Genomic DNA, 17,544 nt, shown 5'->3' with positions numbered 1-17,544 from the left:
TAGTGCCGCCACCGGTCTTCGATGAGGCCTTCCGGGCCAGGCTGACCGAACTGATGGTGTGGCGGCGCGATGTGCGCCGCTTCCGCCGCGACCCCGTGCCACCAGACCTGGTGGCACGGCTGCTGGAAACCGCCGCCCTGGCGCCCAGCGTCGGCAACAGCCAGCCCTGGCGCTTCGTGCTGGTGGAGGATGCCGGCCGCCGCGCCAAGGTGGTGGCAAACTTTGAGCGCGCCAATGCCGAGGCGCTCGGCGATTACAGCGGCGAGCAGGCGAAGCTTTATGCCTCGCTGAAACTCGCCGGCCTGAAGGAAGCGCCGGTGCATCTGGCGGTCTTCTGCGACGAGGCCACTCTGCAGGGCCATGGCCTAGGCCGCCGCACCATGCCCGAGATGCTGGATTACTCGGCCGTGATGGCGGTCTACGGCTTCTGGCTCGCCGCCCGCGCGGCCGGCCTGGGCGCCGGCTGGGTCTCGATCTTCGAGCCCGAAGCACTGACCCGCGAGCTGGAGGTCGAGCCCGACTGGAAGCTGGTCGCCTATCTCTGCGTCGGCGGGCCCGAGGACGAACAGGCGACGCCGGAACTGCAGCGCGCCGGCTGGGAGCACCGGCGCGACGTCAGCGAGCAGATCATCCGGCGCTGAAACGAAAATGGCCGGGCAAGCCCGGCCATCCCGATAGTCTATCTGGTGAAACTTACGCCGCGGCGTCCAGCATGGCGGTGTATTTCTCGACCCGGGCCGCGGCACGCGCCTTGGCATGGTCATCCTTGGCGTCTTCGGCGTCTTCACGGGCATCCTTCAGCGCCGCCTCGACCTTGGCACGGTCGATCTGCTTCACCGGCACGGCCTCTTCGGCCAGCACGGTCAGCTTGTCGTTCGCCACTTCGGCAAAGCCGCCGGCGACGAAGATGCGCTCGGTGACACTGCCGTTCACCGTCACCTCGATGACGCCGTTGCGAATGGTGGAGATCAGCGGGCTGTGACCCGGCAGCACGCCGAAGTCGCCGGCCTCACCGGGCACCACCACCATCTCGGCATCGACCGCGAGAAGCAGCTTCTCGGGCGAGACCAGTTCGAACCTGACGCTTTCCGCCATGGTCTACTCCTTTGCGCGAAGGGCTCAGGCCGCTTCGGCGGCCAGCTTCTTCGCCTTGGCAATCGCCTCGTCGATGGTGCCGACCATGTAGAAGGCCGACTCCGGCAGATGATCGTGCTTGCCTTCGACAATTTCCTTGAAGCCGCGGATCGTCTCGGCCAGCGGCACCTGCACGCCCGGCGAACCGGTGAACACCTGCGCGACGTCGAAGGGCTGCGACAGGAAGCGCTGGATCTTGCGGGCGCGGGCCACGGTCAGCTTGTCTTCTTCCGACAGCTCGTCCATGCCCAGGATGGCGATGATGTCCTGCAGCGACTTGTAGCTCTGCAGGATCGACTGCACGCGGCGGGCGATGTCGTAATGCTCGTCGCCGACGATGCGCGGATCGAGAATGCGCGAGGTCGAGTCGAGCGGATCCACCGCCGGATAGATGCCGAGTTCGGCGATCTGGCGCGACAGCACGGTGGTCGCGTCCAAATGGGCGAACGAGGTGGCGGGCGCCGGATCGGTCAAGTCGTCGGCGGGCACGTAAATCGCCTGCACCGAGGTGATCGAGCCCTTATGGGTCGAGGTGATGCGCTCCTGCAGCATGCCCATGTCGGTGGCCAGCGTCGGCTGATAACCCACCGCCGAAGGAATACGGCCGAGCAGCGCCGACATTTCCGAACCCGCCTGGGTGAAACGGAAGATGTTGTCGACGAAGAACAGCACGTCCTGGCCTTCCTGGTCGCGGAAGTATTCCGCCAGCGTCAGACCGGTCAGCGCGACGCGGGCGCGGGCGCCCGGCGGCTCGTTCATCTGGCCATACACCAGGGCGACCTTCGAGCCCGGGCCATCGGTCTTGATAACGCCCGATTCCATCATTTCGTGATAAAGATCGTTGCCCTCGCGGGTACGCTCGCCGACACCGGCAAACACCGAGTAGCCACCGTGCGTCTTCGCGATGTTGTTGATCAGCTCCATGATCAGCACGGTCTTGCCGACGCCGGCGCCGCCGAACAGGCCGATCTTGCCACCCTTCGAGTAGGGCGCGAGCAGGTCGACGACCTTGATGCCGGTGACCAGCACCTTCTGTTCAGTCGACTGGTCGACGTATTCCGGGGCCGGCGCATGGATTGGCGCGGCATGCTTGGCGTTGATCGGGCCGCGCTCGTCGATCGGCTGGCCGATCACGTTGATGATGCGGCCGAGCGTCTCCTGACCGACCGGCACCGAGATCGGGCTGCCGGTGTCGGTGACTTCCATGCCGCGGACCAGACCGTCGGTCGAGTCCATCGCGATGGTGCGGACGGTCTGTTCGCCCAGATGCTGCGCCACTTCGAGCACCAGATGGTTGCCCTGGTTGGTGCAATGCAAGGCGTTCAGGATCGCCGGCAGGTAACCGTCGAACTGCACGTCGACAACCGCGCCGATGACCTGGGTAATGCGACCCGTCTTGTTCGTAGCCATGATGCTGCTCCGCTCTCTCTTTTCCGTCTCGTCCAGCGCGCGGTCTTAGACCGCCTCGGCGCCGGAGATGATTTCGATAAGTTCTTTGGTGATCTGGGCCTGACGCGACCGGTTGTAGACGGTCGTGAGTTTCTTGATCATCTCGCCGGCATTGCGCGTCGCGTTGTCCATCGCGGACATGCGGGCGCCCTGCTCGGAAGCCGCATTCTCCAGCAGTGCACGGTAAACCTGCATTGACAGGTTGCGCGGCAGCAGCTGGTCGAGAATGGTTTCCTCGTCCGGCTCGAATTCGTAAATCCCACCGCCGAGGTCCGGAGCGCCCGCAGCAGCATTCGTGCCGGCAATCATGGCCGGGATCAGCTGCTGGGCGGTCGGGATCTGGCTGATCACCGATTTGAAGTTGTTATAGAAGACATGCGCGACATCGAACTCGCCGGCCTCGAACATCGCCAGCACGCGATCCGCGATGTCCTGCGCGTCGGTGAAGCCGATCTTCTTGGACTTCGACAGGTCGACGGTGTCGGCGATCTTTGAGGCATGGTCGCGACGCAGCTGGTCGCGGCCCTTCTTGCCGACACAGAGAATCTTGACCGTCTTACCCTGAGCGGTCAGCTCCTCGATCTTGCGGCGGGCCAGCTTGACGATCGACGAGTTGAACGCACCGCACAGGCCGCGTTCGGCGGTGGCGACGATCAGGAGATGCACCTGATCCTTGCCGGTACCGATCATCAGCTTCGGTGCGGTGTCGGAACCCGTCTGGGCCGCCGACAGCGAGGCCATGATGCTCGCCATACGCTCAGCATAAGGACGCGCCGCTTCGGCGGCCTCCTGGGCACGGCGCAGCTTGCTGGCTGCCACCATCTTCATCGCCTTCGTGATCTTCTGGGTCGATTTGACCGAGTTGATCCGAACGCGCAGTGACTTGAGGCTAGGCATGAAGCTCTACCCTTGGTTCAGGCGTTCAGGCGAAGGTCTTGGCGAGCTCTTCGAGCACGGCCTTCAGTTTTGCTTCCAGGTCCGGCGTCAGGGCCTGCTGCTCGCGGATACCCGAGAGGATGTCCGGATGCTTGGACTTGATCGTGCTGAGCAGGGCCTGCTCGAAGCGGCCGACATTGCTGACCGGCAGCTTGTCGAGATGGCCCTTCACGCCGGCATAGATCGAGACGACCTGTTCTTCAACCGGCAGCGGCTGGTACTGCGCCTGCTTCAGCAGCTCGGTCAGGCGGGCGCCGCGGTTCAGCAGGCGCTGGGTCGCCGGATCGAGATCCGAACCGAACTGGGCGAAGGCGGCCATTTCGCGATACTGCGCGAGTTCCAGCTTGATCGAGCCGGCAACCTGCTTCATCGCCTTGATCTGCGCGGCCGAACCGACGCGGCTGACCGATAGGCCGACGTTGATGGCCGGACGGATGCCCTTATAGAACAGCTCGGTCTCGAGGAAGATCTGGCCGTCGGTGATCGAGATGACGTTGGTCGGAATGTAGGCCGACACGTCACCCGCCTGGGTCTCGATGACCGGCAGCGCGGTGAGCGAGCCGGCGCCATTCTTGTCCGACATCTTGGCGGCGCGCTCGAGCAGGCGCGAATGGATGTAGAAAACGTCGCCCGGATAGGCTTCGCGGCCCGGCGGGCGGCGCAGCAGCAGCGACATCTGGCGATAGGCGACAGCCTGCTTGGACAGATCGTCATACACGATCACGGCATGCATGCCGTTGTCGCGGAAGAACTCGCCCATGGCGCAGCCGGTATAGGGCGCCAGGAACTGCAGCGGCGCCGGCTCGGACGCGGTGGCAGCCACCACGATCGAGTATTCCATGGCGCCGGCTTCTTCCAGGGTCTTCACGACCTGGGCAACCGTCGAACGCTTCTGGCCGATGGCGACATAGATGCAGAAGAGCTTCTTCTTGTCGTCGCCCTTGTTGGTGGCCTTCTGGTTCAGGATGGCGTCGATCGCAACGGCGGTCTTGCCGGTCTGGCGATCGCCAATGATCAGTTCGCGCTGGCCGCGGCCGACCGGAACCAGCGCGTCGAGCGCCTTCAGGCCGGTCTGCATCGGCTCATGCACCGACTTGCGCGGGATGATGCCCGGCGCCTTCACTTCCACGCGGGCGCGCTTGACGTCGGTCAGCGGGCCCTTGCCGTCGATCGGATTGCCCAGCGCGTCGACGACGCGGCCCAGCAGACCCTTGCCAACCGGAACGTCCACGATGGCGCCGGTCCGCTTGACGGTGTCGCCTTCCTTGATGCCGCGGTCGTCGCCGAAAATCACGACGCCGACATTGTCGGTTTCGAGATTCAGCGCCATGCCCTTCACGCCACCGGGGAACTCGACCATCTCACCGGCCTGGACCTTGTCGAGGCCATGGACGCGGGCGATGCCGTCGCCGATGGACAGAACCTGACCGACTTCGGAAACTTCGGCTTCGGCGCCGAAATTCTTGATCTGGCTCTTCAGGATTTCAGAAATCTCTGCGGCGCGGATATCCATCACGCAACACCTTTCATGGCGGTCTTGAGACTGTTGAGCTTGGTAAGGACCGACGCATCGATCATGCGCGATCCAAATTTCACGATCAGGCCGCCGATCAGCGAGGGATCGACCTTGGCGTTGATCACGACATTGCCGGCGGCGGCCGACGACAACGAAGACTTGATCTGGGCGAGCTGCGCGTCGTTCAGCGGCACCGCCGAAACGACATCGGCAATGGCTTCGCCGCGATGATGGCTGAGCAGCCGCTTGAAGCCGGCAATCACGTCGGCCAGCACGAACAGGCGACGGTTGGATGCCACGACGCCGAGGAAGCGGCGGACCAGATCGCCGATGCCGGCTTTTTCGGCCACCGCGCCGATCGCCCTGGCCTGCTCGTCGCGGCTGAACACCGGCGAACGGACCAGACGGACGAGATCGGCGGAGTCGGCCAGCATGGCCGAGAGGGCATCGAGATCCTTGGCGACGGCATCGAGCTGGCCTGCGTCACGCGCCAGATCGAACAGCGCTGTCGCGTAGCGGCCGGCAATGCCGGTAACAAGAGAGGTTTCCTGAGCCACGAACGACCCTTCTGCTTCATGAACCGGAGCCGCCGATCGGGACTCGCCACCAAGATCTGGGGCCAGCCTCCCGACGCTCCGCTTAAGACATTGACCGACTTAAGGATTTTACGGGGTAGCTATAGCTTTTTTACGGCCCCCCGGCGCGAAAGCCGGGTTTACGTAGCATACGGGTCTGGGCGGCGCAACAGCGAGGCCCGCACTGCAACCTACGCCTTTTGCCGCAGTTCCCCGCCGCGCCACGATCAGGCCGCCTGGCGTGCGCTCCGCGCACGAAAAGGCCGCTAAAAATCAGGGTGGTCGATGTTCGCCCAGGTTCGTTGAGGTTCGTTGGGGTCCGTTGGGGTCCGTTCAGGTCCGTTCGGGTTCGTTCGGGTTCGTTCGGGTTCGTTGAGGTTCGTTGAGGTTCGTTGAGGTTCGCCGCTCCGGCTGCGGCACCCTGCCCAGCGGCCCATAGGGGCAGCCGCAATTCAATATACCACAAAAATACGAACAAATAAAGAACATGCTGGCCGCACGGCCGGCGCAGTTTTTTCTTCCGTCCGGGATGGTGGAAAGCGCCGGCGTCAGGTCCGGGCGCCGGCCTGGACCAGCAGCAGGCTGATGGCACCCGCCGAGGTGCGGTTGGCGATGCTGAGCGATTCCATGGTGAGCTGCTGCGCCACCTGCCTGGACTGCAGGCTGGCACTTTCAGCCGCCACATCGGCATCGATCAGCAGGCCAAGCCCCTGCTTCATGGCATCGACCAGATTATCGACGAAGCCGCGCTGGGCCTCCATGGCGCGCTTCTGTGCCGATATCACCTGGCCGAGATCCATCAACTGGGCCTCGAAACGAGCGAGCGAATCCTGTGCCGTGGCAATATCGGGCGGATTGCCGCCAATCGCCTCGGACACATCGGTGGCCGAGACCACCAGCACCGAAGGCCCAAGAAATTCATCCGCATCGAGGCTCAGCGAGTGGCTGACCGAATAGGACAGCTGCGTGCCAGAGATATCGGCGATGAAATCGATCGGCGTGTTTGTGGCATCGCCGCGCAGGATGTTGCGGCCATTATAGGTGGCCTGGCCGATATAGGTGTTGACCTGCTCAATCAGGCGGGCCACGTCGCCGCGATAGGTATCGAGCTGCGGCTGTGCCAGCGAACCGTCGCCCAGGCTGGCAATCTTGGCCTTGATATCGCCGACCACGCTGTAGATGCCGCTGATCGCCGCCAGGGTCACTTCGCCGAGACCAATGCCGCCCGCAAGCGAGGATTGCACGGCAGCATAAGCGCGCACATTGGCGCGCACGCCCTGGGCAATGGAAAAGATCGCGCCATCGTCGCCCGCGTCGTTGATGCGCAAGCCGGTCTGGATGCGTTTGGAAATGATGCCGAGTCCAGTCTCTGTCGAGCGCATGGTCGACAGTGCGGCATAGGCACTGGTGTTTGTGTTCGCCGAAATCATGGCCCCGATCTCATTCTGGATCAGCGTCAACCAGTCGTCAGCTTTACGGTCTGTCGAACGGGACGATCTGTTAGGCTTAACGACGCGCGTCCGAATACTTCGGAAACGCAGAAATATTTAACCCTGATGGATGAACACCGACAAGTTGTTTTTGCGGTTTACGGCCTGAAGCGACCGAAATAGCCGGGCGTTAAGGTTAACAATTGCGGTTAACCTTAATCAGCCGGAACGCCCTGCTTATCGTGCATATGACGCCGGAAGAACCCGATCCAATGCGGCACGGCAACGAAACGGTCGCTGCGATAGCCGCTGTGGTAACCGCCGAACCGCAGGCATTTCGCCATCAGCGGCCGGGTATCCTGCCCCGGCATGGTTTCGCCACTAGTGAGATCGGTCACCCCGCCGGCATCGATAAGGATGTCGCAGTTGGCATAATGCGGTCCGGTCGGATTGAGACGGCGCCGGTAGGGCGCGTCGAAACTGTGCCCCTCGCCCGGCAGCACCACGATATCGGCCTTGCCGCCGCGCGCATTCATCCATGGCACATAGCGCTCGCAGTAGCGGCTTGGCGTTTCGTCATCGGCGGCGCCGGTGACGAACAGGACGGGGGTGGCGACATAGGCATCGCGCAGGGCATTGCGGATGCCGCAATAGCCATACAGGCCAACCACGGCATCCAGCGGCTGCGTCGCGAAGGGCCGCGCGTAAATCCGGCTGACATTGCGATTGACCAGCTCATGGACGAATTTCTGGGTCAGCATGATGGCCGCGCCACCACCCTGGGATTCGCCGATGCTGCCGATCCGGTCATAGCCCTGGCTGCGCAGCCAGGCTGCCGCGGTGAGGCTGTCGAAGGCCATATTCAGCTCGTTGCCGCCTCTGAGCGATGCGGCAACATAATCCTGATGCGTGACGGTGATGCCGCGCGGAGTCCAGTGGTCGATCACCAGCGCGGCAAAGCCGGCCTGACGCAGCGCATCGGCATATTCGAACAGGCGCAAATCGAGTCCCTGCGAACCATGCGAGATCAGCACGGCAACCCTCGCCCCGGGCTGGGCGAAGAAATAGCCGGCGCCCTCCATGCGATTGCAGATGACTGGCGCGCCGGCACAGACGACGCTGGGCCAGGTGATCTTTTCACCATTGGCGGTGCTGGCGCGGTCGGCCTGCGCGGCGCAGCCCGCCAACAACAGCAGGCAGAGGATGCTGCGCAGCGGCATCACTTACTGAGCACGCGTTGCACCGCTTTCTGCCAGCCAGCATAGAGACGCGCGCGGGTTTCCGCGTTCATGCGCGGCTCGAAGCGACGCTCGCATTGCCAGCCGTAGGCCACCGCATCAAGGCCGGCATAGAGCCCGACCGCAAGGCCGGCGAGATAGGCTGCGCCGAGCGCCGTGGTCTCGATCACCCGGGGCCGTTCGACGGCGACATCGAGCATGTCGGCGAGGAACTGGCAGAGCCAGTCATTCGCCACCATGCCGCCATCGACGCGGATGGCGGTCGGCTTTGCCGCGCCATCGGCCTTCATTGCCGCGGTGAGATCACGCGTCTGATAGGCCACAGCCTCCAGCGCGGCACGGGCGATATGGGCGCGACCGGTATCCAGCGTGAGGCCGATCAGGGCGCCGCGTGCATCCGGATCCCAGTAGGGTGCACCGAGGCCGACAAAGGCTGGCACCAGATAGACGCCATGATTTTCCGGTATTCCTGCGGCCAGCGTTGCCGTCTCGGCCGCACCGCCGACAATCTTCAGACCGTCGCGCAGCCATTTCACCGCGGCGCCGGCCACGAAGATCGAGCCCTCCAGCGCATAGGTGGTCTGGCCGTTCAGGCGGTAGGCCACTGTGGTGAGCAGGCGGTGCTCCGACAGCACCAGCCTGGACCCGATGTTGACCAGCGCGAAACAGCCGGTGCCATAGGTGGATTTCATCATGCCGGGCTGGAAGCAGGCCTGGCCGAAGGCCGCCGCCTGCTGGTCGCCGGCGATGCCGGTGACCGGAATGGCATGGCCGAGGATATCGGCAGTGGCGATGCCGAATTCGCCACTGCAATCCAATACCTTGGGCAGCACCGCCTGCGGCACATCAAAGGCCCTGAGCAGCGTGTCGTCCCAGTCCTGCGCGGTGATATCGAACAGCATGGTGCGCGAGGCATTGGTGGCATCGGTGGCATGAACCGCACCGCCGGTCAGGCGGAACAGCAGGAAGCTGTCGATGGTGCCGAAGCACAGCTCGCCCTTTTCGGCGCGGGTACGGGCACCTGGAACATGGTCGAGCAGCCAGGCGATTTTGGTGGCGGAGAAATAGCTGTCGATCAGCAGGCCGGTTTTCCGCTGCACCACGCTGCCGATGCCATCGGCCAGCTTCTGCCGGCAGATATCAGCTGTGCGGCGATCCTGCCAGACGATGGCGCGATGGATCGGCCGGCCGCCGGCGCGCTCCCAGACCACGGTGGTCTCGCGCTGGTTGGTGATGCCGATCGCCGCGATATCGCCGCCGCGCAGGCCGGCCTTGGCCACCGCCTCGCGCATCAGGCTCTGCACATCGCGCCAGATTTCCTCCGCATCATGCTCGACCCAGCCATCGGCCGGATAATGCTGGGTCAGCTCCTTCTGCGCGGTAGCGACCGGCAGGCCGGAAGCGTCAAAAACAATGGCACGGCTGGAGGTGGTGCCCTGGTCGATGGCGAGGATGTATTTGGCCATGGCCTGCTGTTGCGTCGCTATTCGGCCGCTGCGGCGCAGCCCTCGGCCTTGAAGACCCGCTTCTGCGAGGCCGGGTATTTCACCAGCATCGCCGCCGGCCGCACCGGCCGCATCACCAGGTTGCCACGGCAGTTCGGGCAGGTGCCTTTCAGCGTGCCTTCGGCGCAGGCCCGGCAGAAGGTGCATTCAAAGGTGCAGATCATGACATCGGCCGCATCGGGCGCGAGGTCGCGGTTGCAGCATTCGCAGTTCGGACGCAGTTCGAGCATCTCAGCTTCCTTTCGCGATGGAGACGGCCTTTTTGGCCAGCGCGGTGATGCCAGCCCAGTCGGCCTTCTGCAGCAGGTCTTTCGGCGCCAGCCAGGATCCGCCGGCGGCAAACACGTTGGGCAGGCTGGTATAGCTGCGCAGGTTGGCTTCGGTGATGCCGCCGGTGGGGCAGAATTTCATCTCCGGGAAGGGGCCGCCCAGGCTTTTCAGCGCGGCAACGCCGCCACTGCTCTCGGCGGGGAAGAACTTGGCGCGGGTGAAGCCCTGCTCTATCGCGCGCATGATCTCCGACGCCGTGGCCACCGCCGGCAGATAAGGCAGGCCGGTGTCTTTCGCGGTGAAGTACAGCGCATCGGTGGCGCCGGGCGAAATGACGAACCGCGCGCCGGCCAGCTGGGCGGCGGCGAACTGCGCCGGATTGAGCACCGTGCCGGCACCGACGACGGCGTCGGGCACCTCGGCGGCGATGCGCTTGATCGCCTCCAGCGCCGCAGTCGAGCGCAGGGTGATTTCCAGCACGCTCAGGCCGCCTGCCACCAGGGCGCGGGCCAGCGGCACGGCGACGGCCGCATCTTCCACCACCAGCACCGGGATCACCGGGCTGCGGGTCAGAATGGCATCCAGCGTTGCGGTACGCTCGGCGGTCTTTTCGCTCACCTTGTCCGGCATGTGTCCTCCCTGTTTTGTGGAAGGATACGCGCGGGACGGCGCCGGCTTCAAGCCATCCGGGGCTGGCGGGAAACCGGCCTCAGTCCTGCAGGACGCCGCGATGGTAGCGCCGGATCACGGTATCGTCGGGCGGGAAGTATTCCGGCTGCATGGGGGTGATCTGTGCCTGGATGCAGGACCACAGGCCATCGTCCAGCAGGTAGGTGTCGGTATAGACCGTCATCCCCGAGGTGGCGATCCCGTCGCGGCGCCGGGTGTAGCAGTTGGTGGCGCAGACCAGCGCAACAGTGCCGAAAATCTCGATCCGCTCGTCGCGATAGTCCCAGTAGGTGATGACATCGGGATCGAAGCCGGTGGCCCAGTAGGCCAGATAGGCCGCGCGGTCGAGCCGCAGGCCGTTAGGCATGATGCAGGTGAAACGCTGGTGGATGATGGCGGCCTGGGCCGCGACATCGCGCGTGACAAAATTATGAATGAATTTGGCATTGAGCCGGCGCAGGGCCGGCAGCGCTTTATGGGTCATGACGGTCTCCGGGATGACGACAACAGGCGCCCTGTGTCGCGCATCGCGGGTCAGTCAGGCAATTACATGCCAGGTCAATCGAAGAGGGACAGTTTCGGCTCTGCCGCCAGCGCGCGCGCCAGCGCCGCCGTCATCGCATCGGCGGGGAAGAAGCATTCGATCTTGATCTGCTGCAGCGTGACATCGCGCGGCATGGCGAAGGTGGTGAGCGTGACGAAGAAGGACAGATCATGCCGGCCGATGCGCAGCTGCATCGGCACCATGGGATGATCGGCTTTAGGCGCCGCAAACGCCGCCGGCATATCGGGGTAGCGCAGCAGCTCGTCGCGCAGCTTTGCCGCCGCCTGGCTCAGGCCCTGGGTAGCCTCACGCTGCAGCACCTGCAGATAGGCACTGACGAAGTCTTCCCAATTCGGCATGAACGGCCGCATGCCACCGGGATGGCAGAGCACATGCAGGGCATTCTGCGCCAGGGCGTCGGGCAGCGTGTAGTGGGGCCGCAGGGCGCCAAGAATGCGCGCAGTCGCCGTGTTGCGCTGGCGCACCTCCCAGTGCTCGTCCACCACCAGGGCCGGAAACGGTTCCTGATGCGCCAGCATGAAATCGAGCGCCTGCTGCACCGAGGCCAGCTCCGGCGCATCCAGCGCACTTGCGCTGAAGACCGGCGCAAAGCCGGCGGCCACCAGCAGGGCATTCTGCCCGGCCAGCGGGATATCCAGCACCTGGGCCAGCAGCACGACCATCTCGCGGCTCGGCTGCGAGCGGCCCTTTTCGAGGAAGCAGAGATGGCGTGCGGAGATGCCGGCTTCGGTGGCCAGGCCGAGCTGGCTCATGCGCCGCTCGCTGCGCCAGTGGCGCAGCAGGTCGGGGAATTGCGGGCGCAGCTGTGACGGGCGCGCGAAGGTTTCCATGCCGTTCATGGTAAAACGGTATGGCGGCCCAGTACACGCCGCAATTACCTGGGAGGTAAATCAGGCGGCCGTGGGGTCCAGTGCTTCGGTGGACGCACGCGGATCAGGACCATACTTGTTGGGACCGCGCGTGCCGGGAATGAAGAATAGTGCAATCCAGAAAATGGCCCCAATACCTGGTATTAGCCAGAGCAGAGCCCACCAGCCGCTGCGGCTGAAATCATGGCACCGTTGCACCATGGCCAGAATGCCAATGACTGTCATCGGAATGCCGACGACAAATGCCGCAATCTGTATGACCAAAATTACCGGCGGCAAATCCCTCTGCGATACGCCGAGTGTGTTCATATCTGCCAAGGCACCCACCGCCGCGATGACCCAAACCAAGCCCACCACCATCATAGCCAGATGGAGCAGCAGATAGGATTTGCGGTTGCGCCGACCTGACGCACGGAACAGGTCGGAGAAAACTGGCTTCGACATTCCTGCCAATGCAGCGCCGGCCGGCAAGGCCGGAGCAAATGGGTCAAGTGGGTCGGGGCCATATTTGTTAGGACCACGGGTCCCCGGGATGAAGCAGAGCGCAACAGCCAACAGGAAGCCAAATCCCGGAATAAAGACGGCAAGAATCGCCCAACCGGGCAGTGTCAGGTCACGGCAGCGCTGCGCACCGGTGAAATAGGTGGACAAGATAAATATGCCCGTCACCAGCATGGCCAGAAAACCCAGCGGCCGGATCTGGGTGGCCAAGGCTACACCCCATACGACGACATTCACTAGGATATAGATCAGCATGACCCGACCATAGCCGCCGGGACTACGCCGCCCATGTAACGGGAACAACCGCGCGATGACGGAACGCATGGTTAGCGGCATCCTAGTCCTTCAGGCCACCGCTTTTCAGGATGAAATCGGCGATCTCGGCGACGCCTTTTTCCGCCTTCAGGTTGGCGAAGATGAAGGGCCGGGTGCCGCGCATCTTCCTGGAATCACGGTCCATCACCTCGAGCGAGGCGCCGACCAGCGGAGCGAGATCGATCTTGTTGATCACCAGCAGGTCGGAGCGCGTGATGCCGGGGCCACCTTTACGCGGAATCTTGTCACCGGCCGAGACGTCGATCACATAGATGGTGATGTCGGCCAGTTCCGGCGAGAAGGTGGCGGCCAGGTTGTCGCCGCCGGATTCCACGAAGATCACATCGAGGCCGGGGAAACGCTTCTGCATGTCGGCGACGGCGGCCAGATTGATCGAGGCATCCTCGCGGATCGCCGTATGTGGGCAGCCGCCGGTCTCGACGCCGGCGATGCGGGCGGGATCGAGCGCGCCGGCCCGGGTGAGGAATTCGGCATCTTCCTTGGTGTAGATGTCGTTGGTGACGACGGCGATGTTCCAGTCGTCGCGCAGATGGCGGCAGAGCCGCTCAACCAGCGCGGTCTTGCCCGAGCCGACAGGGCCACCGATGCCGACGCGCAGGGGATTGCTGCTGGGGGGATTCGAACTCATGAGCGGAACAGCCTCGTATACTGGGTTTCGTGCATCATAGACATAAGGTCGACCATCGGCGAGGCCGTGCCGCAATCCTCCAGCGCACAGGCAATCGCGCAGGGCACCACGCTGTCGACCACCGGCATCAGGGCCACCAGGGCGCGCTGGCCATCGGTCTGGCCCAGCGGGATCAGGCGCACCGCGGCCGAGACCAGGTTGGCGGCAAAGGCATGCAGATAGGCGGCCAGCACGGTTTCGACCTTGAGGTCATGCGCCGCCGCGGCCACGCCAATGGCGATGCAGAGCGGCACCGGCTTGTCGGTCCGCACGGCGGCGAAGGCATCCAGTATTTTCGACTCGCCCCAGGCGGTGCGGGTGACACTCAGGTAGGAGCCGCCCTGCTGGCAGCTTTCCAGCGCCATTTCGGCACTGCCGCGCCAGGCGGCGGCCAGATCGGCCAACTCATCGAGCCGAGCGGGATCATCGGCCGCGGCATGCGCCTCTTTCAGCAGCACGGCATCGACCCAGCCGGCGCCATGGCGCAGGATATGACCGACCCACTGGACGAGCGTGGCGACATTCGTTACCCGGCCGCTTTCGACGGCGAATTCGATGCCATGGCTGTATGAAAAAGCGCCGATCGGATAGCTCGGCGAGAACCAGGCCAGCAGGCGATACAGCTCAGTGGTGGTGATCGTGGTCATCGCCGTGATGATGGTGGTGATGTCCGTGTCCGTGACCGTGGTCGTGGTCATGACTGTGGCCGCCGGCCTTCTCGCCGCCCTTGCCATACCGCGAGCCGAGGCCGAAAGGGTGCGAGGGATCGTGGTTGTGCTGACCGTAGGCACCGCCCTCGGGATCGAAGGGCGCGTTGACCGCCGCCACACTGGCGCCCAGGCCCTTGAGCATGTCGACGATCACATGATCGTCGCGGATCAGGATGCGGTCGCCGCGGATTTCGGCCGGCAGATGCCGGTTGCCCAGATGCCAGGCCAGACGCGCCAGCAGCTCGGGCGTCGGCGCCGAGACCTCGATCAGCTGTTCGGGCGCCGCCTGCACCTCGATATAGCCGCCGTCATCCAGCTTGAGCCCGTCGCCATGGCGCAGCACGGTGGCTTCCGCCAGATCGAGCAGGAAGGCCGTGCCATCATCGGCAGTGAGTCGGATGCGGCGGCGATGGCGGTCGTGATGCGCCAGCGTGACGGTGGCGCGGCGTTCGGCGGCTGGCCAGTGGGTGGCGGAGATGACAGTGGCGGCGCGCAACATCGCTCAGAACAGGAAATAGCGCTGCGCCATCGGCAGCACCTTGGCCGGTTCGCAGGTCAGCAGTTGGCCATCGGCACGCACGACATAGGTTTCGGTATCGACCTCGATCTTGGGCATGTAGTTGTTGTGGATCATGTCCTTCTTGGTCACCGTGCGCGTGCCCTTCACCGCCACCAGCGGACGCTGCAGGCCGAATTTGCCGGCAATGTCGTTCTGCAGGCCGGCCTCGCTGACGAACAGCAGGCTGGACTGGATCGAATTGCGGCCGAAGGCGGCGAACATCGGGCGGTAATGCACCGGCTGCGGCGTCGGGATCGAGGCATTGGGATCGCCCATCGGCGCCGCGGCGATGCTGCCGCCCTTGAGGATCATGTCGGGCTTGACGCCGAAGAACGCCGGCGACCAGATCACCAGATCAGCGAATTTGCCAACCTCGACCGAGCCGATCTCATGCGCCACGCCGTGGCTGAGCGCCGGATTGATGGTGTATTTGGCGATATAGCGCTTGGCGCGGACATTGTCGTTGTCGCCGGTTTCCTGCGGCAGCCGGCCGCGCTGCTTCTTCATCTTGTCCGCCGTCTGCCAGGTGCGGATGATGACTTCACCCACACGGCCCATGGCCTGGCTGTCGGACGACATCATCGAGAAGGCGCCGAGATCGTGCAGGATGTCTTCGGCGGCAATCGTCTCGCGACGGATGCGGCTGTCGGCAAAGGCGACGTCTTCGGGGATGCGCGCATCGAGATGGTGGCAGACCATCAGCATGTCGAGATGCTCGTCCACGGTGTTCACCGTATAGGGCATGGTCGGGTTGGTGGAACTGGGCAGCACATTGGCCAGCCCCGCCACCTTGATGATATCCGGGGCATGGCCGCCGCCGGCGCCTTCGGTGTGGAAGGCATGGATGGTGCGGTGCTTGAAGGCGGCGATGGTGTCTTCGACGAAGCCGCTTTCGTTCAACGTATCGGTGTGGATCGCCACCTGGATGTCATACTGCTCGGCGACATTCAGGCAGTTGTCGATGGCGGCAGGCGTGGTGCCCCAGTCTTCATGCAGCTTGAGCCCGCAGGCGCCGGCGGCAATCTGCTCGACCAGGCCTTCGGGGCGCGAGGCATTGCCCTTGCCGAGGAAGCCGATATTCATCGGGAAGGCTTCGGCCGCCTGCATCATGCGCATCATGTGCCAGGGGCCGGGCGTGCAGGTGGTGGCCGAGGTGCCGGCCGCCGGACCGGTGCCGCCGCCCATCATGGTGGTGACGCCGGAATAGAGCGCTTCCTCGATCTGCTGCGGGCAGATGAAATGGATATGCGCGTCAAACCCGCCGGCGGTGATGATCTTGCCCTCGCCGGCAATCGCCTCGGTACCCGGACCGATGATGATGTCGATGCCGGACTGGATATCGGGATTGCCGGCCTTGCCGATGGCATGGATGCGGCCGTTCTTCAGACCGATATCGGCCTTGACGATGCCCCAGTGATCGAGGATCAGCGCATTGGTGATGACAGTGTCGACCGCGCCGGCTGCGTTGGTGATCTGGCTCTGGCCCATGCCGTCGCGGATCACCTTGCCGCCGCCGAATTTCACTTCCTCGCCATAGAGCGGCGTATTTGCCGAGTAGCCACCCTCGCCGGCCTTGGCGGTCGGCGGCATCGAGGTGAAGTCCTTCTCCACCTCGATGATGATGTCGGTATCGGCCAGACGGACCTTGTCGCCCACGGTGGGACCATACATGCCGGCATAGGCCTTGCGGGGAATGCGGTTTGCCATCTCTACATCCCCTCTTACAGCTTGCCCATGATGTCGGCGCGGAAGCCATAGACCTCGCGCTTGCCGGCATAGGACACCAGATTGACTGTCCGCGTTTGCCCGGGTTCAAAGCGAACAGCCGTGCCGGCGGGAATATCCAGCCGCATGCCGCGTGCCTTGGCACGGTCGAATTTCAGCGCCGGGTTGGTCTCGAAGAAATGATAGTGGCTGCCGACCTGGATCGGCCGATCGCCGCTGTTGGCGATCTCCAGCGTGATGGTGGGCCGGCCGGCATTGAGTTCGATCTCGCCGTCGCCTGTGATGATCTCACCGGGAATCATGGGCGGCCTCTTAGCGGATCGGGTTATGGACGGTCACCAGCTTGGTGCCGTCCGGGAAAGTGGCCTCGACCTGGATCTCATGGATCATCTCGGCGACGCCCTCCATCACCTGCGCCCGGGTGATGACGGTGCCGCCATCGCGCATCAGCTCGGCCACGGAACGGCCATCGCGGGCGCCTTCCACCACGTAATCGGTGATCAGGGCAATCGCCTCGGGATGGTTGAGCTTGACGCCGCGTTCAAGCCGGCGACGGGCGACCACGGCCGCCATGGCGACCAGCAACTTATCCTTCTCGCGGGGCGTCAAATTCATGCCGCCACCCCTCCCCTGCTGAAGCGAACCAAATGTCAGACGGTAAGATAGCGGCGGACGTCGTCGGCATCCAGCCGGGAAGCGTCACCTTCGACCACAACCTCGCCCCGCTGCAGCAGGATGAAATTGTCGGCGAGCGCCCGGGCGAAGTCGAAATACTGTTCGACCAGCACAATCGCCATGGTGCCCCGGTTGGCCAGCTCGCGGATCACCCGGCCGATATCCTTGATGATGGAGGGCTGGATGCCCTCGGTGGGTTCGTCCAGCAGCAGCAG

At 64.1% G+C, this 17,544-nt stretch carries 20 protein-coding genes and 1 pseudogene; 1 reads left to right on the top strand and 20 read right to left on the bottom strand.

What is annotated here, in order from left to right; translation table 11 throughout:
- Positions 1-2: 2 nt before the first annotated feature.
- On the top strand, positions 3-641 hold the full coding sequence (gene bluB / locus AAG799_RS03970) for a 5,6-dimethylbenzimidazole synthase (RefSeq protein WP_341894503.1): 639 nt from the start codon (positions 3-5) through the stop codon (positions 639-641).
- A gap of 52 nt (positions 642-693) precedes the next feature.
- Here the strand turns inward: bluB and AAG799_RS03965 are convergent, their stop codons facing one another.
- From AAG799_RS03965 to AAG799_RS03870, 20 genes and pseudogenes are all read right to left on the bottom strand, one after another.
- Positions 694-1,095 carry a F0F1 ATP synthase subunit epsilon gene (locus AAG799_RS03965; protein WP_341894502.1) on the bottom strand — a complete coding sequence of 134 codons (402 nt, stop codon included), beginning with the start codon at positions 1,093-1,095 and terminating at the stop codon, positions 694-696.
- Positions 1,096-1,119: 24 nt separating this feature from the next.
- Positions 1,120-2,544 carry a F0F1 ATP synthase subunit beta gene (gene atpD / locus AAG799_RS03960; RefSeq protein WP_341894501.1) on the bottom strand — a complete coding sequence of 475 codons (1,425 nt, stop codon included), beginning with the start codon at positions 2,542-2,544 and terminating at the stop codon, positions 1,120-1,122.
- Positions 2,545-2,589: 45 nt separating this feature from the next.
- Complete coding sequence (locus tag AAG799_RS03955) at positions 2,590-3,480, bottom strand: F0F1 ATP synthase subunit gamma (protein WP_341894500.1); 891 nt, start codon at positions 3,478-3,480, stop codon at positions 2,590-2,592.
- Between the two features lie 25 nt (positions 3,481-3,505).
- Positions 3,506-5,032 carry a F0F1 ATP synthase subunit alpha gene (atpA, locus tag AAG799_RS03950; protein WP_341894499.1) on the bottom strand — a complete coding sequence of 509 codons (1,527 nt, stop codon included), beginning with the start codon at positions 5,030-5,032 and terminating at the stop codon, positions 3,506-3,508.
- Complete coding sequence (locus AAG799_RS03945; RefSeq protein ID WP_341894498.1) at positions 5,032-5,592, bottom strand: F0F1 ATP synthase subunit delta; 561 nt, start codon at positions 5,590-5,592, stop codon at positions 5,032-5,034. The genes atpA and AAG799_RS03945 overlap by 1 nt, the downstream gene beginning before the upstream one ends.
- A gap of 566 nt (positions 5,593-6,158) precedes the next feature.
- On the bottom strand, positions 6,159-7,040 hold the full coding sequence (locus tag AAG799_RS03940) for a hypothetical protein (RefSeq protein WP_341894497.1): 882 nt from the start codon (positions 7,038-7,040) through the stop codon (positions 6,159-6,161).
- A gap of 215 nt (positions 7,041-7,255) precedes the next feature.
- Positions 7,256-8,260, bottom strand: coding sequence for a dienelactone hydrolase family protein (locus tag AAG799_RS03935; protein WP_341894496.1), 1,005 nt, complete (start codon positions 8,258-8,260; stop codon positions 7,256-7,258).
- Positions 8,260-9,744 (bottom strand): glycerol kinase GlpK, encoded by a 1,485-nt coding sequence (glpK, locus tag AAG799_RS03930; RefSeq protein WP_341894495.1) that lies wholly within the window; start codon positions 9,742-9,744, stop codon positions 8,260-8,262. Before glpK ends, AAG799_RS03935 begins: the two co-directional genes overlap by 1 nt.
- Before the next feature lie 17 nt (positions 9,745-9,761).
- Entirely contained in the window at positions 9,762-10,013 is a 252-nt protein-coding gene (locus AAG799_RS03925; RefSeq protein WP_341894494.1) for a DUF1272 domain-containing protein, read from the bottom strand.
- A gap of 1 nt (position 10,014) precedes the next feature.
- Positions 10,015-10,683, bottom strand: a complete 669-nt coding sequence (locus tag AAG799_RS03920; RefSeq protein ID WP_341894493.1) for a bifunctional 4-hydroxy-2-oxoglutarate aldolase/2-dehydro-3-deoxy-phosphogluconate aldolase — start codon at positions 10,681-10,683, stop codon at positions 10,015-10,017.
- Between the two features lie 79 nt (positions 10,684-10,762).
- Positions 10,763-11,206 carry a nuclear transport factor 2 family protein gene (locus AAG799_RS03915; protein ID WP_341894492.1) on the bottom strand — a complete coding sequence of 148 codons (444 nt, stop codon included), beginning with the start codon at positions 11,204-11,206 and terminating at the stop codon, positions 10,763-10,765.
- Between the two features lie 74 nt (positions 11,207-11,280).
- Positions 11,281-12,117 (bottom strand): helix-turn-helix transcriptional regulator, encoded by an 837-nt coding sequence (locus tag AAG799_RS03910; protein ID WP_341894491.1) that lies wholly within the window; start codon positions 12,115-12,117, stop codon positions 11,281-11,283.
- Between the two features lie 60 nt (positions 12,118-12,177).
- The gene (locus tag AAG799_RS03905) at positions 12,178-12,981 is read right to left on the bottom strand and encodes a DUF805 domain-containing protein (protein ID WP_341894490.1); all 804 of its coding nucleotides are present in this window, start codon (positions 12,979-12,981) and stop codon (positions 12,178-12,180) included.
- A gap of 13 nt (positions 12,982-12,994) precedes the next feature.
- On the bottom strand, positions 12,995-13,621 hold the full coding sequence (gene ureG / locus AAG799_RS03900) for an urease accessory protein UreG (RefSeq protein ID WP_341894489.1): 627 nt from the start codon (positions 13,619-13,621) through the stop codon (positions 12,995-12,997).
- Positions 13,618-14,358 carry an urease accessory protein UreF gene (locus tag AAG799_RS03895; RefSeq protein WP_341894488.1) on the bottom strand — a complete coding sequence of 247 codons (741 nt, stop codon included), beginning with the start codon at positions 14,356-14,358 and terminating at the stop codon, positions 13,618-13,620. Before AAG799_RS03895 ends, ureG begins: the two co-directional genes overlap by 4 nt.
- The gene (locus tag AAG799_RS03890; protein WP_341894487.1) at positions 14,285-14,869 is read right to left on the bottom strand and encodes an urease accessory protein UreE; all 585 of its coding nucleotides are present in this window, start codon (positions 14,867-14,869) and stop codon (positions 14,285-14,287) included. Before AAG799_RS03890 ends, AAG799_RS03895 begins: the two co-directional genes overlap by 74 nt.
- Positions 14,870-14,872: 3 nt before the next feature.
- Entirely contained in the window at positions 14,873-16,636 is a 1,764-nt protein-coding gene (gene ureC / locus AAG799_RS03885; protein WP_341894486.1) for an urease subunit alpha, read from the bottom strand.
- 14 nt (positions 16,637-16,650) lie between these two features.
- Positions 16,651-16,956, bottom strand: coding sequence for an urease subunit beta (locus AAG799_RS03880; protein ID WP_341894485.1), 306 nt, complete (start codon positions 16,954-16,956; stop codon positions 16,651-16,653).
- Positions 16,957-16,966: 10 nt separating this feature from the next.
- On the bottom strand, positions 16,967-17,269 hold the full coding sequence (locus AAG799_RS03875) for an urease subunit gamma (protein ID WP_341894484.1): 303 nt from the start codon (positions 17,267-17,269) through the stop codon (positions 16,967-16,969).
- A 35-nt stretch (positions 17,270-17,304) separates the two neighbouring features.
- A pseudogene (locus AAG799_RS03870) lies at positions 17,305-17,544 on the bottom strand (ABC transporter ATP-binding protein); the annotation flags it as partial.

This window comes from Ferrovibrio terrae, from assembly GCF_943371255.1.
GTDB lineage: Bacteria > Pseudomonadota > Alphaproteobacteria > Ferrovibrionales > Ferrovibrionaceae > Ferrovibrio > Ferrovibrio terrae_B.
The sequence above is the reverse complement of the archived record's forward strand: the minus strand, read 5'-3'. Positions and strand labels throughout refer to the sequence as shown.